Genomic DNA, 17062 nt, shown 5'->3' on the forward strand with positions numbered 1-17062 from the left:
AGGAAGGGAGGTGGGCGGAGCGGAGGTTGAAGGGTTTTGCCGAGGTGCAGGAGGTGTTGGAAGGGATGCTTCGGGAAAGGTATGCCCCCCGTACACAGACGCTTACACATAAATCTTGACACGACCGTTTTACGCCGGCCAGTCTAGGGCGTGGGGGTTTGGGCGTCAAGGCCTATAGTGGAAGGCGATGGATTTCCTCACCGCCTTAGAGCGCCCCCCCTTGGTCCTTGGGGTGGACCCGAGGCCCGAGCTCCATGGGAAAGACCCCCTAAGGGGCCTCCGCCGCTACGCCCTCGAGGCCATGGAGGCCCTGGCCCCGGGGCTTTGCGCGGTGAAGTTCCAGCTGGCCTTCTTTGAGGCCCTGGGGGTGGAGGGGATGGGGCTTCTCCTCGAGCTTGCGGCCGCGGCGCGGGTTTTCGGCCTGCCCGTGATCTTTGACGGCAAGCGGGGGGATATCGGCTCCACCGCAAAGGCCTACGCCGAGGCCTACCTGGCCCGGTTTCCGGGAAGCGCCCTCACGGTAAACCCCTATCTAGGCCTGGACGCCCTTGCCCCCTTTCTGGAGGCCGCCCGGGCCCATGGGGGGGCCCTCTTCGTCCTGGTGAAGACCTCCAACCCGGGCTCGGGTTTCCTCCAGGACCCGCCCGTGGGGGGAAGGCCCCTTTACCTCCACCTGGCGGAGGCCCTGGCCCGCCTGGAGGAGGAGGGGGAGGGGTTTGGCCGGGTGGGGATGGTGGTGGGGGCCACCTACCCCGAGGCGGTGGCCGGGGTGCGGGCCGTGGCCCCAAGGGCCCCCCTCCTCCTTCCCGGGGTGGGGGCCCAGGGGGGAAGGCCCCTTAAGGGCCCCGGCCTCCTCAACGCGGCAAGCCGCGCCCTCTTCTACCCAGGGGGGAGGCCGGACCTCGAGGCCGCCCTAAGGGCCCAGGCCGAGCTCCTGAAGGCCCTGGTAGAGTAGGAGGGATGGACGTTCTGGCCCTTTACCGCAAGACGGGGGCCCTCCTGGAGGGCCACTTCCTCCTGCGCTCCGGCCTCCACTCCCCCCTTTTCCTCCAGTCCGCGGCCCTCCTCCAGCACCCCATCTATGCCGAGGCGGTGGGGGAGGCCCTGGGCCGGCTCTTTGAGGAGGAGGGGGTGGACTTCGTGGTGGGTCCGGCCATCGGGGGCGTGGTCCTCTCCTTCGTGGTGGCAAGGGCCCTGGGGGCCCGGGCCCTTTTTGCCGAGAAAACCCCTTCCGGGGAGATGGTCTTGCGCAAGGGGCTTACCGTGAACCCGGGGGACCGCTTCCTGGCGGTGGAGGACGTGGTGACCACGGGGGAAAGCGTGCGGAAGGCCATCCGGGCCGCGGAGGCCAAGGGTGGGGTGCTGGTGGGCGTGGGGGCCCTGGTGGACCGGAGCGGGGGTAAGGCGGCCTTCGGAGTGCCCTTTAAGGCCCTGGCCAGCCTCGAGGCCCCCCAGTACCCCCCCGAGGCCTGTCCCCTGTGCCGGGCAGGCATGCTCCTGGAAGAGGTATGAGGCGCTTCCTTGCCCTCCTTCTCCTCCTGGGTTTGGCCCTCGGGGCCCCGGAGGCCCAGCTGGCCCAGGAGGCCCTCGAGGCCTGGCTTAAGGGGGAGCTTTCCCCAACCCTGAAAGAGCTCCTCCAGGCCCCCCCTGAGGAGGCCCCTAAGCTCCTTAAGCGCTACGCCCAGTTTCCCCCACCCCCTCCAGGCCTGGAGGTGAACCGGGCCCAGCCCCGGGTGGAGGGAAACCGGGTCTACTTCCCCGCCGCCCGCGGGGGGGAGGTGGGGGTGGTCCTGGAGGGGGGCAGGGCGGTGCGGGTCTTCTACCGCCCAGAAGGCGTGGGCCCCCCGGCCTACCTCTTCACCCCCGCCGCCGGATGGGGCTTCCTCCTCCTGAGCCTTTTCTGGGCTTCTCTCCTGCGCCAGCCGGGCCCCTTTCGCGCCGCCTTTTTGGAGGCCCTAGCCCTTCTTCGGGAGAAGCGGGGGCTTTACCTGGTCACCAATGCCCTCCTTTACAGCCTCTTCACCCTGGGGGCCCTCCTGGCCTACGCCCTTCCTGAGGTTGCCCGAGGGGTCCAGGCCCTCCTGGGGGGCACCCTGGAGGCCCTCGGCTTGGACCGGGCGATGGAGGCGGGGGTTATGGCCTTGGCGGGGGTCATCTTCAGCTGGAACCTCACCCAAGGTCTCTTCCTCACCGGGCTCCTTCCGGCCCTCCTCTTGGGCCTCCCTGTCCTCCTCCTGAACGCCCTCCGCTACTTCCTCTTCGGCTTCGCCCTCTCCCCGGCCCTCCTGGGGCCCCTTTTCCTCCTCCACCTGCCCACCCTCCTCCTGGAGCTCCAGGCCTACATCCTGGTGACCTTTGGGGGGCTCAGCCTCCTGGCCCGGTTAGCCGGGAGGGAGGGGTACAGGAGGGGGCTTAGGGACCTCCTCCTGGCCTTCTATTTGGGGGTTTTCTTCCTCCTCCTTGCCGCCTGGTACGAGGCCTTTGAGGTAGTCTTCCTGCTATGAAGGTGGCCATCCTGGGTGCGGGGGCCTGGGGCACGGCCTTGGGCGTGGTCCTGGCCTCCAAGGGGATTCCCGTGGCCCTTTGGGCCCGGAGGAAGGAGCAGGCCGAGGCCCTAAGGGAAGCCCGGGAGAACCGGGCCCACCTCCCGGGGGTGCCCCTTCCCGCCTATCTCTACCCCACCGCTGACCCCGAGGAGGCCTTGGCGGGGGCGGAGCTTGCCGTGCTGGCCATCCCCACCAAGGGTCTGGAGGAGGCCCTCAAGGGCCTTCCCAAGGCCCCCTGGTACCTCTCCACGGCCAAAGGGTTCTTCTTCCGAGAAGGGGCCCTCCTCACCCCTTCCGAGCTGGTGGAGGCCCTCACGGGGCGGGAAGTGGCCGTCCTTTCGGGCCCCAACCACGCGGAGGAGGTGGCCCGCTTCCTGCCCACGGCCAGCGTGGCCGCGGGGCCCAGGGCCGAGGGGGTGCAGGCCCTCTTCGCGGGGCCCACGTTCCGGGTCTACACCAGCCGGGACCGGCGGGGGGTGGAGCTTGGGGGCGGGATGAAGAACGTCCTGGCCCTGGCCGCGGGGATGGTGGACGGCCTGGGCCTTGGGGACAATGCCAAGGCCGCCCTCCTCACCCGGGGCCTTAGGGAGATGGTGCGCTTCGGGGTGGCCATGGGGGGGGAGGAGGCCACCTTCTATGGGCTTTCGGGCCTGGGGGATCTTTTGGCCACCGCCTATAGCCGCCACTCCCGGAACCGCGGGGCGGGGGAGGCCCTGGTGCGGGGGACCCCCCGGGAGGCCCTGGAGGCCCGGGGGGTGGTGGAGGGACTTTACGCGGTGCGGGCCCTCATGGCCTGGGCCAGGGAGGTGGGGGCGGAGCTTCCCATCGCCGAGGCCGTCCACCGGGTGGTCTACGAGGGCCTAGACCCCATGAAGGCCCTTCTCGCCCTCATGGGGCGGGAGCCCAAGCCGGAGCTATAGGGCGAACTCCCGGAGGAGGCCCTCGAGGTCCAGGGCTTCCTCCTGCCCCTGGGCCGGGTAGGCCTCGGGGTAGCGGGGGAGGAAGGCCCTAAGCCGTTCCTCAAAGGTGGGGAGCTCGGCCTTCCAGAAGAGGCCTACGGGGATCCTCTCCCCCCACTCCAGGGCCTTCTCCTGGAAGCGGGCCATCTTCTCCTCCAGGACCTCGGGGGGGAGCCCCTCGGTAACCCGGGGATCGTACCCCTCCTCCTCAAGGCGGTAGAGCCTCGGGGCGAACCACTCCTTGGTGTGGAGGTCGTTGTAGGTGGGGCAGGGCTGGAGGACGTGGAGGAAGGCGAGGCCCTTATGCTCTATCCCCGCCTTGATGAGCTCCTTCAGGCCCTTCACATCGTAGGCGTACCCCCGGGCGATGAAGGTGTACCCCGAGGCGAAGGCCAGGAGGAGGGGGTTAATGCGGCTTTGGGGGTTGGGCTTGGGCAGGCTTTTGGTCTTCTCCCCAAGGCCCAGGGTGGGCCCCGCCTGGCCCTTGGTGAGGCCGTAGACCTCGTTGTCGTAGAGGATGTAGAGCATGTCCACATTCCGCCGCCCCGCGGCCACGAAGTGCCCAGCCCCGATGCCAAGTCCGTCTCCATCCCCCCCCACCGCCACCACCGTGAGGTGGGGGTTGGCGAGCTTGGCCCCTTGGGCCACGGGCAGGACGCGGCCGTGGAGGGTGTGGACCCCGTAGAGGTTCAGGTAGTGGGGGGTTTTGGCCGAGCAGCCGATGCCGGAGAAGACCACGGTCTCTGTGGGGTCCTTCTTTAGTTCAAAAAGGGCCATCTGCAGGGCGGAGAGGATGCCGTAGTCCCCGCAGCCTGGGCACCAGTCGGGCTGTTTTTCCGCCTTGTAGTCCGCAAGCTTGAGCTCCAGCATGCTATACCCCTTTCCGAAGCACGACCCTTTCTTTGGCCTCCCCCTTCAGAATGGCCTCTAGGGCCGTCACCGCCTCCTCCAGGACGATGGGGCGGCCGTTGTACTTCACCACCCGGTGGTGGACCCTTTTCAGGGTCTCCCCCTGCACCAGGTCGGCCAGCTGGCCAGAATAGTTGTGCTCCAGGGTGACGAGCCGTTTCCCCTCCAGGAGGGGTCCGATCTTGGGGAAAGGCCAGAGGAGCCTGAGGTGGAGGTAGCCCACTCCGGGAAGCGCCTCCAAGGCCTCCAGCATGGCCCCCTTCACCGAGCCCCACCCCAAGACCAGGACCTCCCCGTCCCGGAAGAGGGTGTACTGGTCCTCCGGGGGGATCTCCTCTAGGGCAGTCTGGAGCTTTTGCATGCGCTTTTCCATCTGGTACTCCCGGAGGACGGGGTCTTCGGTGATGTGGCCCTCGAGGTCGTGCTCGTCCGAGGTCATCCAGTAGAAGCCCCCGGGGGTGCCCAGGGGGATAAAGGGGGAGATCCTGCCCTCGCTGGGGGCGTAGCGGGGTAGGGGGACGGGCCTGCCCTCCCTGGGTGGAAGCCGCTTCTCCCCGTCCAGTTGGAGGACCTTAAGGGCCTCCTTGGGAAGGCTTTGGGCGCTGGAAGCCAGGAACTTGTCCAAAAGATGGATCACCACCGTCTGGTAGCGCCAGGCCCAGGCCAAGGCCTTCTGGGCGTCCAGGAAGGCGTCCAGGATGTCCCCGGAGGCCAGGACCAGGCGGGGGTACTCCCCGTGCCCGCCCCTTAGGGCGAAGTGGAGGTCCCCCTGCTCCGTGCGGGTGGGGAGGCCCGTGGAGGGCCCGCCCCGCTGGTAGAGGGTCACCACCAGAGGGGCCTCGATCATCCCCGCGAAGCCCATCCCCTCGGCCATGAGGCTGAAGCCGGGGCCGCTGGTGGCCGTGGCCGCCCGGGCCCCGGTAAGGGCCGCCCCGATGGCCATGTTCACCGCGGCGATCTCGTCCTCCGTCTGGACCACGGCCACGTCCGCCCCAGGGAAGGCGGTGTGGGCCTCGAGGTAGGTGGACTCGTCCGTGGCCGGGCTGATGGGGTAGTAGGTCTGGAAGCGAAGCCCGCCGGCAAGCTTCCCCAAGGCGGCCGCCTGGGCCCCAGTGAGGTAGACCCGGCCGGGCTCGTAGCCGTTTAGGGAAAGGCGGAAGGGGATCTTGGGCACCTCCTCTTTGTACACCGCCTCGGCCACCGCCCGGTTGAGCTCCAGCACCTTCCCCCTAAACTGCAGGGCCAAAGCCTCCAGGAGGGGCTCCAAGGGGTAGCCCAGGAGGTGGAGGCTTGCGGCCACGGCGATGGTGTTTAAGGTGCGCCGGGCCTGGAGGGAGGGCACTCCCAGGGCGCTTCCGATCCTTTCCGCCACCTCCTCGTAGGGGTAGGGGAGGGGCTGGACCCCCGCCTCCACGTGGGCCGAAAGGATCTCCTGAAGGCTTGGGTCCCTTTTCCCAAGCCTAGCCTCCACCGCCTCCGCCACCCGATGGTCCAGCATGGGGAGCTTGTGCAGGCTTTGGTCCAGCACCTTGGGATCGTAGAGGAGCACCCCCCCGCTCCGCACCTCCCCCAGGTGGCGCACCAAGGTCTCCCCGTCCAGGGCCACCAGCATATCCACCCCTTCCCGGAAGGCCTGGACCGGTTTTCGCCCCAGTCTCACGTCCAGGTAGGAGTGCCGCCCCATGATGTTGGAGTGGTACTCCCGCCGGGTGGCCACCCACCAACCGCCCTTGCCCACCGCCCGGGCGAAGAGGGTGGCCGCGGTCTCTATGCCGCCCCCTTGAGGGCCGCCCACCCGCCAGGTGAAGTCATCCATAAGGACCCTCCTTTTCCCGCATAACTTACCCCTAACCCCTGGACCTTGGCTAGGGGCATTTGTACAAGGAGGGGCCTATTCCTCCTGGTCGGCCCGGTGGAGCCTTTGCCCCCAGAGGCTTTGGGGCCTATGGTGCTCCAGGACCAAAGCCCGCACCTCTGGGTCTTCCAGGCGCTCGGCCAGGTAGAGGGGATGGTGACGGCGCACCTGGAAGGCCCCAAGGATTCCCCTTCGCAAGGGGTAGGGGGGGACGGGTGGGGCGAAGAGGCCGGTGAGGATCCTTTCCAAGGGGTGGTAAGGCCTTAAGGCCTTGCCCGCATCGTGGAGGAGGGCCGCCCGGAGGACAGAAGGGGGTGCCTCGGGGTAGGCCTTTAGGAGACGGCGGGCCACCCGCACCGCATGCTCCCGGTCCCGCGGATCCATGGCCAGGTACAAGGCCCGCTCCTCCCCCTTTAGGAGGCTTAAGGCAAAGGCGTCGTCCGGGCGGGCGAGGTGGGGGAAGAAGGCCTTGAGGAGGCGCTTTAGGCGCTTATGCACCCTTAGACAAACTTCTTCAGCATGTTGGCGATTTCCTCGGGCTTCCTGGGGTCCACTTTCCCCTCGGAGACCTCCGCGGCGCAGACGTTGAGAAACTCGTGCAGGATGAGGGTGGCCGCGGCCTCCATGGCCTTCTTGGTGGCGGTCATCTGGGTCAGGACCTCGTCGCAGGGGCGGCCCTCGGCCACCATTTTCTGCAGGCCCCGCACCTGCCCCTCAATGCGCCGTAGCCGCTTGAGGATGTTCTCCACGGTTTCGTTGCCGAGATCGGTGGTCCGGGTCATGGGGGCATTATATACCATTACCCCCTATCTCGTCTTCGCTTAGGGGTTCCTCGGCCTCGGCCACCTTGGGCTTGCGCACCCAAAGGACCCTTCCCCCAAGCCGGCGGGCCAGGTGCCGTAGGAGGGTTTCGGGGTCCGGGGGCGGGTCCTGGGCTTCGGGCCAGGGGTCCTGGATCCCCCTGGGGCTTTGGGGGGGTTCTGAGCGCTCCCGCGGCGGGTTTGCCCTTTGGGGTTCAGGGGCGGTCAGAGGGCTTTTTTTTTCTGGGGTGGTCCCCTTTTGGATCTCCAGGGCCCGCACCCCGAAGACCTGGGCGGCGATGGGGAGGAGGGCGTCCTTGTGCTCCAGGGCCTTTTGGTGGTGGAAGGCCTTGGTTTCGGGGAAGCGGAGGTAAAGGGTGTCCCCCTCCAGGGCGATTTCCGCTTCCCGGACGAAGGCCCGAAGGGTGGGCTTCAGGGCGTCCAGGAAGGCCCGCACCGGCGGGGCCTCTTTTGCAGGGGGGAGGTCTTTGGAGGGCTCGGGGGGTGGGGGGGTGGGGGGCGCTTCCGGGTGGGGGGAAAGGGCGAAGGCCTGGCCCGCTTCCAACAGGACCACCTCGAGGCCCAAGGCGTCCGAGCGGCGGGCGAGCCTCTCCAGCCCCTCGTCCAGGGCCTTCATGGCCGCGATGAGGGCCCACGGGGAGGGCCCCCCTTTCCCCTCCACCCGCCCGTAAAGGAACCCCCTCAGCACCTCCAAAAGCCCCCCCACCAGGCTTCTTGGGGCGAAGCCCTGGGCGTAGAGGGTGCGGGCCACGGCCAGGGCCTTGCCCACCTCCCCCTGGAAGAGGGCCTCCGCCAGGCCTTCTAGGGCCTCCTTTGGGGGAAGGCCCAGGGCCTCCTCCACCCGGGCCAGGGTGATCTCCTCCAGGAGGAGGAGGCGGTCCAGAAGGCTTTCCGCGTCCCGCATGGCCCCGTCCGCAAGCCGGGCCACGAGCCTTAGGGCCTCCTCCTCCGCCTCCCGGCCCACCTCCTTTAGGATGCGCTTCAGCTTGGCCACGATCTCCTCTTCCTTCAAGCGGCGGAAGCGGAAGTGCTGGGTGCGGGAGAGGATGGTGGGAGGCATCCTCTCGGGCTCGGTGGTGGCAAAGACGAAGAGGACGTGGGGCGGGGGCTCCTCCAGGGTCTTTAGGAGGGCGTTGAAGGCGCTTTTGGAGAGCATGTGGGCCTCGTCTAGGATGAAGACCTTCCTGGGGGCGGAAAGGGGGGCCAGGTGGATCCTCTCCTTGAGCTCCCGCACATCCTCCACGGAGTTGTGGCTGGCCGCGTCCATCTCCAGCACGTCGGGGTGGACCCCCTGGGCCACCGCCTTGCAGTGGGGGCAGACCCCGCAGGGACGCTCCCCTTCCCCCGTGCACCCTACGGCCATGGCGATGAGCCTTGCGGTGGTGGTCTTCCCCACCCCCCTAGGCCCGGAAAAGAGGTAGACCTGGGCCAGCCGCCCCTCGCGGATGGCCTGCTTTAGGGGCTCCTTTACGTGCTCCTGGCCCACCACCTCCTCAAAGGTGAGGGGGCGGAAGGAGCGGTAGAGGGCGCTCACAAGGGCTAGTATAGAGGCGGTGCGGAGCTTTCTCTCCCTTCACGTGAAGGTGCCCTTAGAGGCGGTCCTCCCCTGGGCCGAGGGGCGGACCGGGGGGGCTGGGGTCTACCTCCTCCCTGACCCCCCCTGGACCGGCCTCTACCACGAGGCCCTCGAGGCAGGGGAGGACCCAGAGGCCCTAAGGGTTTTCCTCCAGGGCCTCTCCCACCTGGGCCTTGCCCTGGCCTTTTTGGTGGTGGAGGAGGAGAACCTCCTCTTCCTCCAAGCGGAAGGAGGGCAGGTATTGGGCGAGATCCGGAAGGGCCCGGAGTTTGGGGAGGCTTTTTGGGCCCCTGAGGGGCTTAAGGAGGTCTTCCTCCAGGCCAAGGCCCTTCCTCCCCTTTCCGCTGCCACCGCCTTGGCCCAGGCCTTCGGCCTCCACCCGGACCACGCCCTCCTGGGCTTCCTGGACCTTTTGGAGGCGGAGGAGGAAGAGGGGCTTCCCGAGGAGGTGGTCTACCTTGAGTGAACCCCTTCTGGTCAAGGTGGGGGGGAGCCTAAGGGGGGCGGAGGACCTCTTGGACGAGCTCGCCCTCTACCCTGGCCCCCTGGTCCTGGTCCACGGGGGTGGGCCCCGTATCGGGGCCTTCCTGGAACGGCTTGGCCTCCCCACCCGGTTTGAGGGGGGCCTAAGGGTCACCCCCCCGGAGCAGATGGAGGCCATCGAGATGGTCCTCACCCTGGTGGGGAAGGAGCTCGCCCATGGCCTAAGCCAAAGGGGCCGCCCCGCCCTCGCCTTAAGCGGGCGGGATGCCCTCCTCCTAAGGGGCCGGGCCCTTCCCCACCTGGGCCGGGTGGGGCAGGTGGTGGGGGTGGAGGTGGGGGTTTTGCGCGCCCTCCTCGAGGCCGGCTACACCCCCCTCCTCGCCCCCATCGCCCTGGACGAGGAGGGCCCCTTAAACGTGAACGCGGACACCGCCGCGGGGGCGGTGGCGGGGGCTTTGGGCTGGCCTGTGGTCTTCCTCACCGATGTGGAAGGGGTCTACCGGGACCCCAAGGACCCGGCAAGCCGCCTTCCCCACCTCACCCGGGGGGAGGCCCTGGCCCTAAAGGGGGAAGGGGTCCTCCAGGGGGGGATGATCCCCAAGGTGGAGGCGGCCCTGGGCGCCCTGGAAGCGGGGGCCCCTTGGGCGGCCATCGCCAAGGGGGGACGGGGGGTCTTGGAGGGGGTCTTGGCCGGGCGGACGGGGACCCGCTTCAGCTAAGGAGCCCCAAAAAGGCCCGCATGAAGCCGGGGAGGTCCTTGGGCCCCTGGGCGGTGACCAGAGTGCCGTCCACCACCACCCCCTCTTCCCGGTAAAGCCCGCCGGCGTTTTCCAGGTCCGCCCGGATGGAGAAGAACCCCGTGACCCGGCGCCCCCGCACAAGCCCTGCGCTGATGAGCACCCAGCCTGCGTGGCAGATGGCCCCTAGGGGCTTTCCCTCCTCCGCCACCCGGCGCACCAGGGCCAGGACCGCGGGGCTTCGCCGCAGGTAGTCGGGGGCAAATCCCCCGGGGATGAGGAGGCCAGAAAGGGGCGGGGCCTCCTCCGCGGCCACCTCCGCCTTCCAGGCGAAGCCCGACTTGGCTTGGTAGGCCCGGGCCTCGGGCCCGATGACCAGGGGGGTGTGCCCGGCCTCGAGGACCCGGTAGTAGGGATAGATGAACTCCCGCTCGTCAAAAAGGTCCGCCAGGAGAATCCCGATCTGCCCCACGCCACACCTCCAGGAACTCCCTCAGGATATTCCCCGTCACCCCCCAGATGTCCACCCCCCGCCAGGGGTAGTGCCAGACCACGCGCCCCAGGCGCTCCTCCCTCCAGGGGGTGAGGGCGAGAAGCTCCTCCAGGGGGGCGAGGAGGAGCTCGGCCACCTCCTTGGGGCTTGGGCGAAGGGGGGGAATGTCCTCCCGGTAGACCACCACCGGCTGGACCAGGAAGCCCTGCGGGGAAAGGGTGGGGGAGAGGAAGCCCAAGGGCTCCACCCCCCTAAGCCCCACCTCCTCCTCCGCCTCCCTAAGGGCGGCCTCCACCACCCCTTCCCCAGGCTCCACCACCCCCCCGGGAAAGGCCACCTGGCCCGCGTGGGTGGGGAGGTGGGGGCTTCGCCGGGTGAGGAGGAGGTGGCCCCCAAGGAGGGGCACGGCCACCGCCGCAAGCCGGAAGCCCTCCAGGGGCTTTAGCTCCGGCAAGCTCTGAGGGAGCGCCTTCTTAAGGCGCTCTCGGGGTCCAGGCCCCGCTTGGCGAAAAGCCCCACCAGGTTCCAAAGCGCCTCCTCCAGGTCGCCCTTTTCCAGGGCGGCCTTTAGGCCCTCCTCCGAGCCCGGGTCCACCCCTTTTTTTTGGAGCTCATAGGCCCTTAGAAGGGTGGGCAGGCCCTTGGGCAGGCTGCAGGGGTCTTCCAGCTTGCCCTCCTTGGCCTTAAGCTCCTCCCAGCGGGCCTTCACCTCTTCCGCCGTCTTCGCCTCCCCTTCCCCAAAGACGTGGGGGTGGCGGCGGATGAGCTTCTCCACGATGGCCCGCTCCACGTCCCCATAGGTGAAGCGGCCCTCCTCCTCGGCGATGACGCTGTGAAAGGCCACCTGGAGGAGGACATCCCCAAGCTCCTCCGCCATGGCCTTGGAGTTCCCCTCCAGAAGGGCATCTGCGGCCTCCGAGGCCTCCTCCAGGAGGTAGGGGACGAGGCTTTCGTGGGTCTGGGCCCGGTCCCAGGGGCACCCTCCAGGGCCCCTCAGGCGGCGCATCACCTCAAGCAGCCGTTCCATGCCCCCCATTCTCCCTCAAGAGGAGGGCCCCGAGGAGGGAGAGGCCCACCAAGAGGAGGCTTAGGGGGTCCAGGGGGGCAGGCTCCAGGACCAGGCCCTGGGGCCCCGGGATGGGAAGCCCCGTGGTGCGGGTGAGGAGGAAAAGGGCGAGAAGCGCCCCCGCTGGGTACCGCCCAGCCCGCACCCACCCCCTCCCCGGGTGCACCTCCAGAAGGGGCAGGAGGAGGAGGCTGAGGCCGTAGCCCAGCTCCAGGGTCAGGAGGGCCATGAAGAGGAGGCCGTACCAAAAGCCCGGGGTCCTGAAGGCCAAAGCCGGGTCCTTGGCCCGGAAGACCTCCCCGCAAAGCCCCCCGCCCAAAGGGGTGTCCCCAAGGCCTAGGAGCTGTAGGAAGAAGGGGAGGATGAAGAACATGGCCACAAGGCGCATGCCCCAAGCCTACCGGTCCCGCCTGCCGAAAACCAGGGCGGCCAACAGGGCCAGGGCCAGCCCGGAGAGGCCTAAGTGGAGGAACCCCCATAGGGGCCCCACCGACCCCAACCGCTCCGCCACCAGGTAGCCCACCGGTCCCACCAGGACCGGGGCCTCGAGGCTCACCAGGAGCCCCACCCGGTGGACCTCCTGGGGGTTTGAGAGGAGGGCCAAGGTGAGGAGGCCCTCCAGGGGATAGGCTTGGAGCCGCACGGCCAGGGCCACCACCAGGGGGCCGTAGAGGACGTTGAGGAGGCCGAAAAGGGCGAAGCCCAGGCCCAAGGCCCGCCGTTCTTCCAAGAGGAGGGCGGCGAGAAGGGCGGCCACCCCCAACCAGAAGAGGAGGAGGCCCACCCCGGAAAGGAGGAGCCAGAGGGTGCCCTTGGGGGAAAGCCCCAAGACCCAAGCTCCCAGAAGGAGGCCCGGGAGGAGGAGCGGGGAGAGGCCCAGGAAAATCCCCGCTCCTGCTTCCAGGAAGGCCCGGCCTGGCCGGAGGGGAAGGCCTAGGAGGAAGGCCCACTCCTCCCTCGAGGCCAAGAGGGGGAGGGCCAGGGCCAGGACGAGGGGGGGTAGGAGGAGGACGAGCCCCGCGTAGAGGCCCACCAGCCCCACCCCTTCCCCCCGTCCCGTGAACCCCAAGGCCAAGAGGGGGGGGAGGAGGAAAAGCCCGGAGGCCCAGGGGTTCCGGGCCGCCTCCTTCAGGAAGAGGGGGGTCATGGCGCTTTGGGGGTGAAGACCTCCGCGGGCACCCAGGTTCGCCTTTCCCCCTCCTTAAGCGCTTCCTTCCAGGTCAGGACCCTCCCCCCCTTGCGCTCTGGGCGTTCCCGCAGGTATTGCTCCAGCCCTTCCCGGCTTCCGAAGGCGAGGAGCCCGGACCCCATGGGGGTGCGAATGCTCGGGTGGTGGTAGAGGAGGGCCTTTCCCGCCTCCACCCAAAGGGGCTTGTCCCTTTGACTGCCCCGGAAATCCGCCAGGTAGACCTCCTGGGCCTTCAGCTCCGGCCCCCCCCAGCCGTTGAGCTGGTCCAGGAGGCAGGCAGGGTCGTCGTAGAAGGAGGCCTTGCCCTGGGGGTTGATGGCTTGGGCTGCATGACGCGCATCCAAGATGGTCATGAAGCAGTAGGGGCAGGCATCCACCCCTATCCTGAGTGTCCTTGGGGCTCCTAGGGCTTGGGTCCCTATAAGGGGGAGCGCCATCATCTTGAGAAGGATTCTGCGCTGCATACCTCTTCCTTAAGAGGAGGAGCCGCCCCAGCTAAGCGCCCGGGCATGGAAAACTTCTCATGGGACTTGGAGGAAGGGCACGCTGGACCACTTGTTCTGGGGTCTCCACCGAAGCGAAAGCTTCGGTGGGGCACTTAAGGCTAGGGCGGCTTCCCGGGTTCAGGGCAGGGTGTACTCCTTAGGGTCTAGGGCGTTCACCCTGGTGGGAGCGGTCGTTTGGCCTTCTCCTTGCCCAACCTGGGGCCTGACGCAGGGGGTTTCCCGAATCGGCCTCCTCTTCCGCTCAGTGGTGGTGTGCCTCTTCTCCTAACAGCCCTGCGTGCTGGGCCAAGAGGGCCACCAGGTTCGTTTCCGGGAGAGGGGCGAAGTCCAAAAGGGTCTGGAAGGTGTAAAACCTTTGCCTCCCATGCTCTGGATGGCTTTCGGCGAAGGCTTTGGCCTGGGCAGGCCCCGCGAAGGCCATCAGCTTGGCATTCATGACCGCCATCATTTTTTCCCCCCAGTAGAAGGTGGCCCTGCGGGCGGGTATCAGGCGCGCGCTCCCTTGGGGGTCCTTCGGGTCGTAGCTGCCCCTATCCGTCACATAAAAGGTGGCCCCCTCCCCGTCCTGCAGGCCATGTACGAAGGCGTAGTTCACCATGCAGGCGATGCTTTCAAAGTGGAGGGCATCCACCCTCTCTTGCGGGTTGTGGGGTGCAGGCTGGGGTTCCTTGAAGCCGATTTGGCTGTAGGTCTGCTCAAAAAACCCTTTCGGAAAGGTCCGCCCGCGCCACTGCCCTTCCGGGGTTGCGATGGGCATGCCACAAAACGCGCAAGTGCCTGTACCCCAGGGGATGGGCTTGGGGGGAATGACCTCTTTAGAGGTAGGCATGTTCTGCCCCATGGAATGCCCTCCCATGTGTTTTTGGGCCAAGGCGTCTCCCACCATGAGCAACCCACCTAAAGCCGTCAAGACCTCACGCCGCGTCTTCACCATAGACTACCTCCATTAGCCAGGGGAGGCGTTCTCCCCTTGGGCCCAAAAGCCGGTTGGGGGGACCTTCCTCCAGAACCCTCCCCCCCTTGAGCAGGACCAGGTGCCCTACCTTGGAGGCCTCCTCCAGGCCGTGCAGGGCCAGGAGGGCGAGCCCCTCCCCCTTGGCCGCCACCCAGTCCCAGAAGCGGGCCTGCCCTTTGGGGTCCAAGGCTGCCGTGGGCTCGTCCAGAAGCCATATGGGCGGGTTGCCCATCAGCGCTGCGGCCAGGGCCAGCCGCTTTTGTTGTCCCCCCGAGAGGACCCCCACCCGTTTGGGGAGGAGGGGTTCCACCCCCATTCGGAACACCGCCTCTTCCAAGGCCTCCCCCCTTAGCCCCTTGGCCCGCTGGGCCCCTTTCAGGACTTCCAGGGCCTTCAGGTGGGGGAAAAGCCGGGGGTTTTGGGGCAGGTAGGCCCGCAGGGGGAGGGCCCGGGGGTCCCGGGGGTTAAGACCCATGAGGGCTGCCTTTCCCCCGTCTAGCCTAAGCCGCCCCGCGAGGAGGGCCAAGAGGGTGCTCTTCCCTGCCCCGTTGGGCCCAAAGAGGCCCACCACCCCTTCCCCCACCCGGAGGGTCACCCCCTGAAGCCGGCCCCGCTTGGTCAGACCCTCCACCGCCACCACAATGCACCTCCCAAAAGGCCCAGGAGGAGGGGAGCGGCGGGGGCTGCCCTTTTCCTCGGCAAGGGGGTGGGGCGGGGATCGGCCAGGGCCAGCAACCGGAGGCCCGGCACCTGGGCTTCCGCCCCCTCCCACAGGAGGACACCAGGGGAGAGGGCAAACAGGGAGAGCTCCGGTTGCCGGGCCAAGAGGAGGGCGAAGCTCGAGGTGGGCAGGTGGGGCACGGGGAGGCCGGGGGCCCGGTCGTAGGCGTTGCCCACCACCTCTGCCTTGGCCTTCGGATCGTCCACCAGGAGGTCGTAGAGATTGCCCTGGAAGACGTTGGCCATTACCTGGGCAGAGTTTTCCCCCCGCTCACGGGTGATGCGCAAGGCAGTTCCGTTTTCCTCAAAGCGGTTGGCCCGCACCAGGACCCCTTGGCTATCCATGAGCACCAGGCCGATGGTGTTCTCCCCGAAGAGGTTTGCCTCCACTGCTGTTCCCCTTTCCCCCTGGACCAAAAGCCCGTAGGCAATGGGGGCCCGTTCACCTAAGAAGCGGTTCCCCACCACCCGGTTTTCCGCCCCGTGCATGATGGCCGAGCCCACACCGTTCCCAAAGGAGAGGTTGCCCCTCACCTCCACCCCCCAGCTGAGCATCACGTGCCAGGCGTAACGGGCGTGGTCCAGGAGGCGGTTTTCCAGGATCCTGGCCTCGGGGGTGTATTCCAGGTAGATCCCGTCCATGAAGCCTGAAAGCTCGCTCCCCTCCACCTGCACCCCGGGGCTCCGATAGGCCAGGACGCCCGGGGCCTCCCCCATGCCTCGGGCCTTGATCCCGCGCACCTTGGCTCCAGGGGAGTTCTCTAGGCGCACCGCCGTGGGAGCCCCTTCCACCTCGAGGCCCTCCAGAAGGCACCCTTCACACCCTTCCAGGTACACCCCCGCATGAGGGTCAAAGAAGTCCGAGGACGGGCCTGCCCCCACCACCCTGAGCCCCCGCACCCGGATGCCCGGGGCGTTCAGCACCAGGGTGTGCCCTTGGGTTCCCCGAAGGGTAGCCCCTTGGGCCTCCACCTGAAGCCCAGGGGTGTTCAGGACCAAGGGCCCCTGCAGATCGCCCTGGAGCCTCAGCATAGGCCCGCTGAGGGCTACCCCCAGGAAGAGCGGCAGAGCATACATTCCCACCCCTAGGGTAGGCTCCTGGGCCGGGACGTTTGTACTTCCAGGCGAGGGGAGTACGAATGTCCCGCCTCCTTTCCTATAGACTGGCACCGTGCGGACTTTGGCCCTTCTCCTCCCCTTTCTTGCCTTGGCCCTAGCCCAGCGGGTGGAGGTCCAGCCTGGGTGGGTCCGCTTGGTGCCCCCCGTCCTCCAGGACACCGCGGCCTACCTCACCCTGCTGAACCGGGGGGACAAGCCCCTCCGCCTCCTTGGGGGAGAAACCCCGGTGGCCCGGCGGGTTTCCCTGCACCGCGACCAACGGGAGCAGCGGGATGGGCACGTGGTGATGGGCATGCGGCCCCTACCCTACCTGGACATCCCCCCCAAGGGGCGGGTGGAGCTCAAGCCCGGGGGGTACCACCTGATGCTGGAGGGCCTGAAGCGCCTCCTGAAGGCGGGGGAGAAGGTGGAGCTCACCCTGGTCTTCCAGGGGGGGCTCAAGGTCAAGGTCCTCCTCCCCGTGGAGATGCGATGAGGCGGGTCTTGCCTTTCCTCATCGTGGCTGGGCTTCTCCTCCTCGGGTACCTCCTTCTCCCCAAGGGGGGCCACGCCTTCTACGGCACCCGGCTTTTGAACCCCAAGCCCGTGGACTTCCTTCTGGAGAGCCCGGAAGGCCCAGTACGCCTTTCTCAGTTCCAGGACAAGCTGGTCCTCATCTTCTTTGGCTACGCCCACTGCCCCGATGTCTGCCCCACCACCCTTCTTGCCCTGAAGCGGGCCTACGAGGCCCTAAGCCCGGCGGAGCAGGCCCGGGTGCAGGTGGTCTTCGTCAGCGTGGACCCCAAGCGGGACTCCCCGGAGGTGGCGGACCGCTACGCCAAGGCCTTTAACCCCTCCTTCCTTGGGCTTTCGGGAAGCGAGGAGGCTATTCGTCAGGCGGCCCAGGCCCTTGGGGTCTACTACCAGGTGAGCCAGTACCGGGGCCCGGAGGACTACCTGGTGGACCACACGGCCACCACCTTCGTGGTCCAGGGCGGGAAGCTGGTCCTCCTCTTTAGCCCCGATAAGGTGGAGGAGACGGAAAGGGTGGTGGCGGACCTTAGGGCGCTCCTTTAAGTACCCCACCGAAGCGTTTGCCTCGGTGGGGGCCCGGCGCGCCTTCCCTCCAAGCCCCTTCAGGACTCTTCAA

The 17062-nt window shown here is 67.9% G+C and carries 22 protein-coding genes and 1 pseudogene; 9 read left to right on the top strand and 14 right to left on the bottom strand.

The features are described 5' to 3' along the window. The 5 genes and pseudogenes from WKI94_RS01775 to WKI94_RS01795 form a co-directional block, all read left to right on the top strand. Positions 1-119: pseudogene (locus WKI94_RS01775) on the top strand (IS256 family transposase); the annotation flags it as partial. A 68-nt stretch (positions 120-187) separates the two neighbouring features. Continuing rightward, positions 188-955 carry an orotidine-5'-phosphate decarboxylase gene (pyrF, locus tag WKI94_RS01780; protein ID WP_337844063.1) on the top strand — a complete coding sequence of 256 codons (768 nt, stop codon included), beginning with the start codon at positions 188-190 and terminating at the stop codon, positions 953-955. A 5-nt stretch (positions 956-960) separates the two neighbouring features. After that, positions 961-1512: an orotate phosphoribosyltransferase gene (gene pyrE, locus WKI94_RS01785; protein WP_337844064.1), complete on the top strand. Its 552-nt coding sequence runs from the start codon at positions 961-963 to the stop codon at positions 1510-1512. After that, entirely contained in the window at positions 1509-2504 is a 996-nt protein-coding gene (locus WKI94_RS01790) for a hypothetical protein (protein ID WP_337844065.1), read from the top strand. Before pyrE ends, WKI94_RS01790 begins: the two co-directional genes overlap by 4 nt. Next, complete coding sequence (locus WKI94_RS01795) at positions 2501-3466, top strand: NAD(P)H-dependent glycerol-3-phosphate dehydrogenase (protein WP_337844066.1); 966 nt, start codon at positions 2501-2503, stop codon at positions 3464-3466. Before WKI94_RS01790 ends, WKI94_RS01795 begins: the two co-directional genes overlap by 4 nt. Here WKI94_RS01795 and WKI94_RS01800 read toward each other — a convergent pair. From WKI94_RS01800 to dnaX, 5 genes are all read right to left on the bottom strand, one after another. After that, positions 3461-4375: a 2-oxoacid:ferredoxin oxidoreductase subunit beta gene (locus WKI94_RS01800; protein ID WP_337844067.1), complete on the bottom strand. Its 915-nt coding sequence runs from the start codon at positions 4373-4375 to the stop codon at positions 3461-3463. The two genes, WKI94_RS01795 and WKI94_RS01800, sit on opposite strands and share 6 nt — an antisense overlap. A 1-nt stretch (position 4376) precedes the next feature. Next, positions 4377-6230: a 2-oxoacid:acceptor oxidoreductase subunit alpha gene (locus WKI94_RS01805; protein WP_337844068.1), complete on the bottom strand. Its 1854-nt coding sequence runs from the start codon at positions 6228-6230 to the stop codon at positions 4377-4379. Positions 6231-6305: 75 nt separating this feature from the next. Beyond that, positions 6306-6767 (bottom strand): HD domain-containing protein, encoded by a 462-nt coding sequence (locus tag WKI94_RS01810; protein ID WP_337844069.1) that lies wholly within the window; start codon positions 6765-6767, stop codon positions 6306-6308. Between the two features lie 2 nt (positions 6768-6769). Continuing rightward, a complete protein-coding gene (locus WKI94_RS01815; RefSeq protein WP_016328302.1) occupies positions 6770-7051 on the bottom strand; it encodes a metal-sensitive transcriptional regulator in 282 nt (93 codons plus the stop codon). A gap of 7 nt (positions 7052-7058) precedes the next feature. Then, positions 7059-8624 carry a DNA polymerase III subunit gamma/tau gene (gene dnaX / locus WKI94_RS01820; protein ID WP_337844070.1) on the bottom strand — a complete coding sequence of 522 codons (1566 nt, stop codon included), beginning with the start codon at positions 8622-8624 and terminating at the stop codon, positions 7059-7061. Between the two features lie 19 nt (positions 8625-8643). Between dnaX and WKI94_RS01825 the strand changes: the two genes are divergently transcribed. Beyond that, positions 8644-9132 (top strand): hypothetical protein, encoded by a 489-nt coding sequence (locus WKI94_RS01825; protein ID WP_337844071.1) that lies wholly within the window; start codon positions 8644-8646, stop codon positions 9130-9132. Beyond that, entirely contained in the window at positions 9125-9868 is a 744-nt protein-coding gene (argB, locus tag WKI94_RS01830; RefSeq protein WP_337844072.1) for an acetylglutamate kinase, read from the top strand. The genes WKI94_RS01825 and argB overlap by 8 nt, the downstream gene beginning before the upstream one ends. Here the strand turns inward: argB and WKI94_RS01835 are convergent. The 9 genes from WKI94_RS01835 to WKI94_RS01875 form a co-directional block, all read right to left on the bottom strand. After that, positions 9861-10358 carry a type 1 glutamine amidotransferase domain-containing protein gene (locus WKI94_RS01835; protein ID WP_337844073.1) on the bottom strand — a complete coding sequence of 166 codons (498 nt, stop codon included), beginning with the start codon at positions 10356-10358 and terminating at the stop codon, positions 9861-9863. The genes argB and WKI94_RS01835 overlap by 8 nt on opposite strands. Then, entirely contained in the window at positions 10321-10791 is a 471-nt protein-coding gene (locus WKI94_RS01840) for an NUDIX domain-containing protein (protein WP_337844114.1), read from the bottom strand. Before WKI94_RS01840 ends, WKI94_RS01835 begins: the two co-directional genes overlap by 38 nt. 29 nt (positions 10792-10820) lie before the next feature. Beyond that, positions 10821-11414 carry a MazG family protein gene (locus WKI94_RS01845; RefSeq protein ID WP_337844074.1) on the bottom strand — a complete coding sequence of 198 codons (594 nt, stop codon included), beginning with the start codon at positions 11412-11414 and terminating at the stop codon, positions 10821-10823. After that, positions 11389-11832 (bottom strand): hypothetical protein, encoded by a 444-nt coding sequence (locus WKI94_RS01850; RefSeq protein ID WP_337844075.1) that lies wholly within the window; start codon positions 11830-11832, stop codon positions 11389-11391. Before WKI94_RS01850 ends, WKI94_RS01845 begins: the two co-directional genes overlap by 26 nt. A 9-nt stretch (positions 11833-11841) precedes the next feature. Further along, the gene (locus tag WKI94_RS01855; RefSeq protein ID WP_337844076.1) at positions 11842-12591 is read right to left on the bottom strand and encodes a hypothetical protein; all 750 of its coding nucleotides are present in this window, start codon (positions 12589-12591) and stop codon (positions 11842-11844) included. Next, on the bottom strand, positions 12588-13097 hold the full coding sequence (locus WKI94_RS01860; RefSeq protein ID WP_337844077.1) for a nitrous oxide reductase accessory protein NosL: 510 nt from the start codon (positions 13095-13097) through the stop codon (positions 12588-12590). Before WKI94_RS01860 ends, WKI94_RS01855 begins: the two co-directional genes overlap by 4 nt. A 283-nt stretch (positions 13098-13380) precedes the next feature. Then, a complete protein-coding gene (locus tag WKI94_RS01865; RefSeq protein ID WP_337844078.1) occupies positions 13381-14073 on the bottom strand; it encodes a nitrous oxide reductase accessory protein NosL in 693 nt (230 codons plus the stop codon). Further along, positions 14054-14734, bottom strand: a complete 681-nt coding sequence (locus WKI94_RS01870) for an ABC transporter ATP-binding protein (RefSeq protein WP_337844079.1) — start codon at positions 14732-14734, stop codon at positions 14054-14056. Before WKI94_RS01870 ends, WKI94_RS01865 begins: the two co-directional genes overlap by 20 nt. After that, positions 14713-15846 carry a NosD domain-containing protein gene (locus WKI94_RS01875; protein ID WP_337844080.1) on the bottom strand — a complete coding sequence of 378 codons (1134 nt, stop codon included), beginning with the start codon at positions 15844-15846 and terminating at the stop codon, positions 14713-14715. The genes WKI94_RS01870 and WKI94_RS01875 overlap by 22 nt, the downstream gene beginning before the upstream one ends. Before the next feature lie 139 nt (positions 15847-15985). Between WKI94_RS01875 and WKI94_RS01880 the strand changes: the two genes are divergently transcribed. Both WKI94_RS01880 and WKI94_RS01885 read left to right on the top strand, forming a co-directional pair. Continuing rightward, a complete protein-coding gene (locus WKI94_RS01880; RefSeq protein ID WP_337844081.1) occupies positions 15986-16408 on the top strand; it encodes a copper chaperone PCu(A)C in 423 nt (140 codons plus the stop codon). Next, on the top strand, positions 16405-16989 hold the full coding sequence (locus WKI94_RS01885) for an SCO family protein (protein ID WP_337844082.1): 585 nt from the start codon (positions 16405-16407) through the stop codon (positions 16987-16989). The genes WKI94_RS01880 and WKI94_RS01885 overlap by 4 nt, the downstream gene beginning before the upstream one ends. Positions 16990-17062: the final 73 nt, after the last annotated feature.

The organism is Thermus sp. (assembly GCF_037444525.1).
GTDB lineage: Bacteria > Deinococcota > Deinococci > Deinococcales > Thermaceae > Thermus.

What these genes read in the sequence shown, in the direction of transcription:
- pyrF (WP_337844063.1), top strand. Translation starts at nt 188, where the DNA reads ATGGATTTCCTCACCGCCTTAGAGCGCCCCCCCTTGGTCCTTGGGGTG.
- pyrE (WP_337844064.1), top strand. Translation starts at nt 961, where the DNA reads ATGGACGTTCTGGCCCTTTACCGCAAGACGGGGGCCCTCCTGGAGGGC.
- WKI94_RS01790 (WP_337844065.1), top strand. Translation starts at nt 1,509, where the DNA reads ATGAGGCGCTTCCTTGCCCTCCTTCTCCTCCTGGGTTTGGCCCTCGGG.
- WKI94_RS01795 (WP_337844066.1), top strand. Translation starts at nt 2,501, where the DNA reads ATGAAGGTGGCCATCCTGGGTGCGGGGGCCTGGGGCACGGCCTTGGGC.
- WKI94_RS01800 (WP_337844067.1), bottom strand. Translation starts at nt 4,375, where the DNA reads ATGCTGGAGCTCAAGCTTGCGGACTACAAGGCGGAAAAACAGCCCGAC.
- WKI94_RS01805 (WP_337844068.1), bottom strand. Translation starts at nt 6,230, where the DNA reads ATGGATGACTTCACCTGGCGGGTGGGCGGCCCTCAAGGGGGCGGCATA.
- WKI94_RS01815 (WP_016328302.1), bottom strand. Translation starts at nt 7,051, where the DNA reads ATGACCCGGACCACCGATCTCGGCAACGAAACCGTGGAGAACATCCTC.
- WKI94_RS01845 (WP_337844074.1), bottom strand. Translation starts at nt 11,414, where the DNA reads ATGGGGGGCATGGAACGGCTGCTTGAGGTGATGCGCCGCCTGAGGGGC.
- WKI94_RS01850 (WP_337844075.1), bottom strand. Translation starts at nt 11,832, where the DNA reads ATGCGCCTTGTGGCCATGTTCTTCATCCTCCCCTTCTTCCTACAGCTC.
- WKI94_RS01855 (WP_337844076.1), bottom strand. Translation starts at nt 12,591, where the DNA reads ATGACCCCCCTCTTCCTGAAGGAGGCGGCCCGGAACCCCTGGGCCTCC.
- WKI94_RS01860 (WP_337844077.1), bottom strand. Translation starts at nt 13,097, where the DNA reads ATGCAGCGCAGAATCCTTCTCAAGATGATGGCGCTCCCCCTTATAGGG.
- WKI94_RS01865 (WP_337844078.1), bottom strand. Translation starts at nt 14,073, where the DNA reads ATGGTGAAGACGCGGCGTGAGGTCTTGACGGCTTTAGGTGGGTTGCTC.
- WKI94_RS01875 (WP_337844080.1), bottom strand. Translation starts at nt 15,846, where the DNA reads ATGCTGAGGCTCCAGGGCGATCTGCAGGGGCCCTTGGTCCTGAACACC.
- WKI94_RS01885 (WP_337844082.1), top strand. Translation starts at nt 16,405, where the DNA reads ATGAGGCGGGTCTTGCCTTTCCTCATCGTGGCTGGGCTTCTCCTCCTC.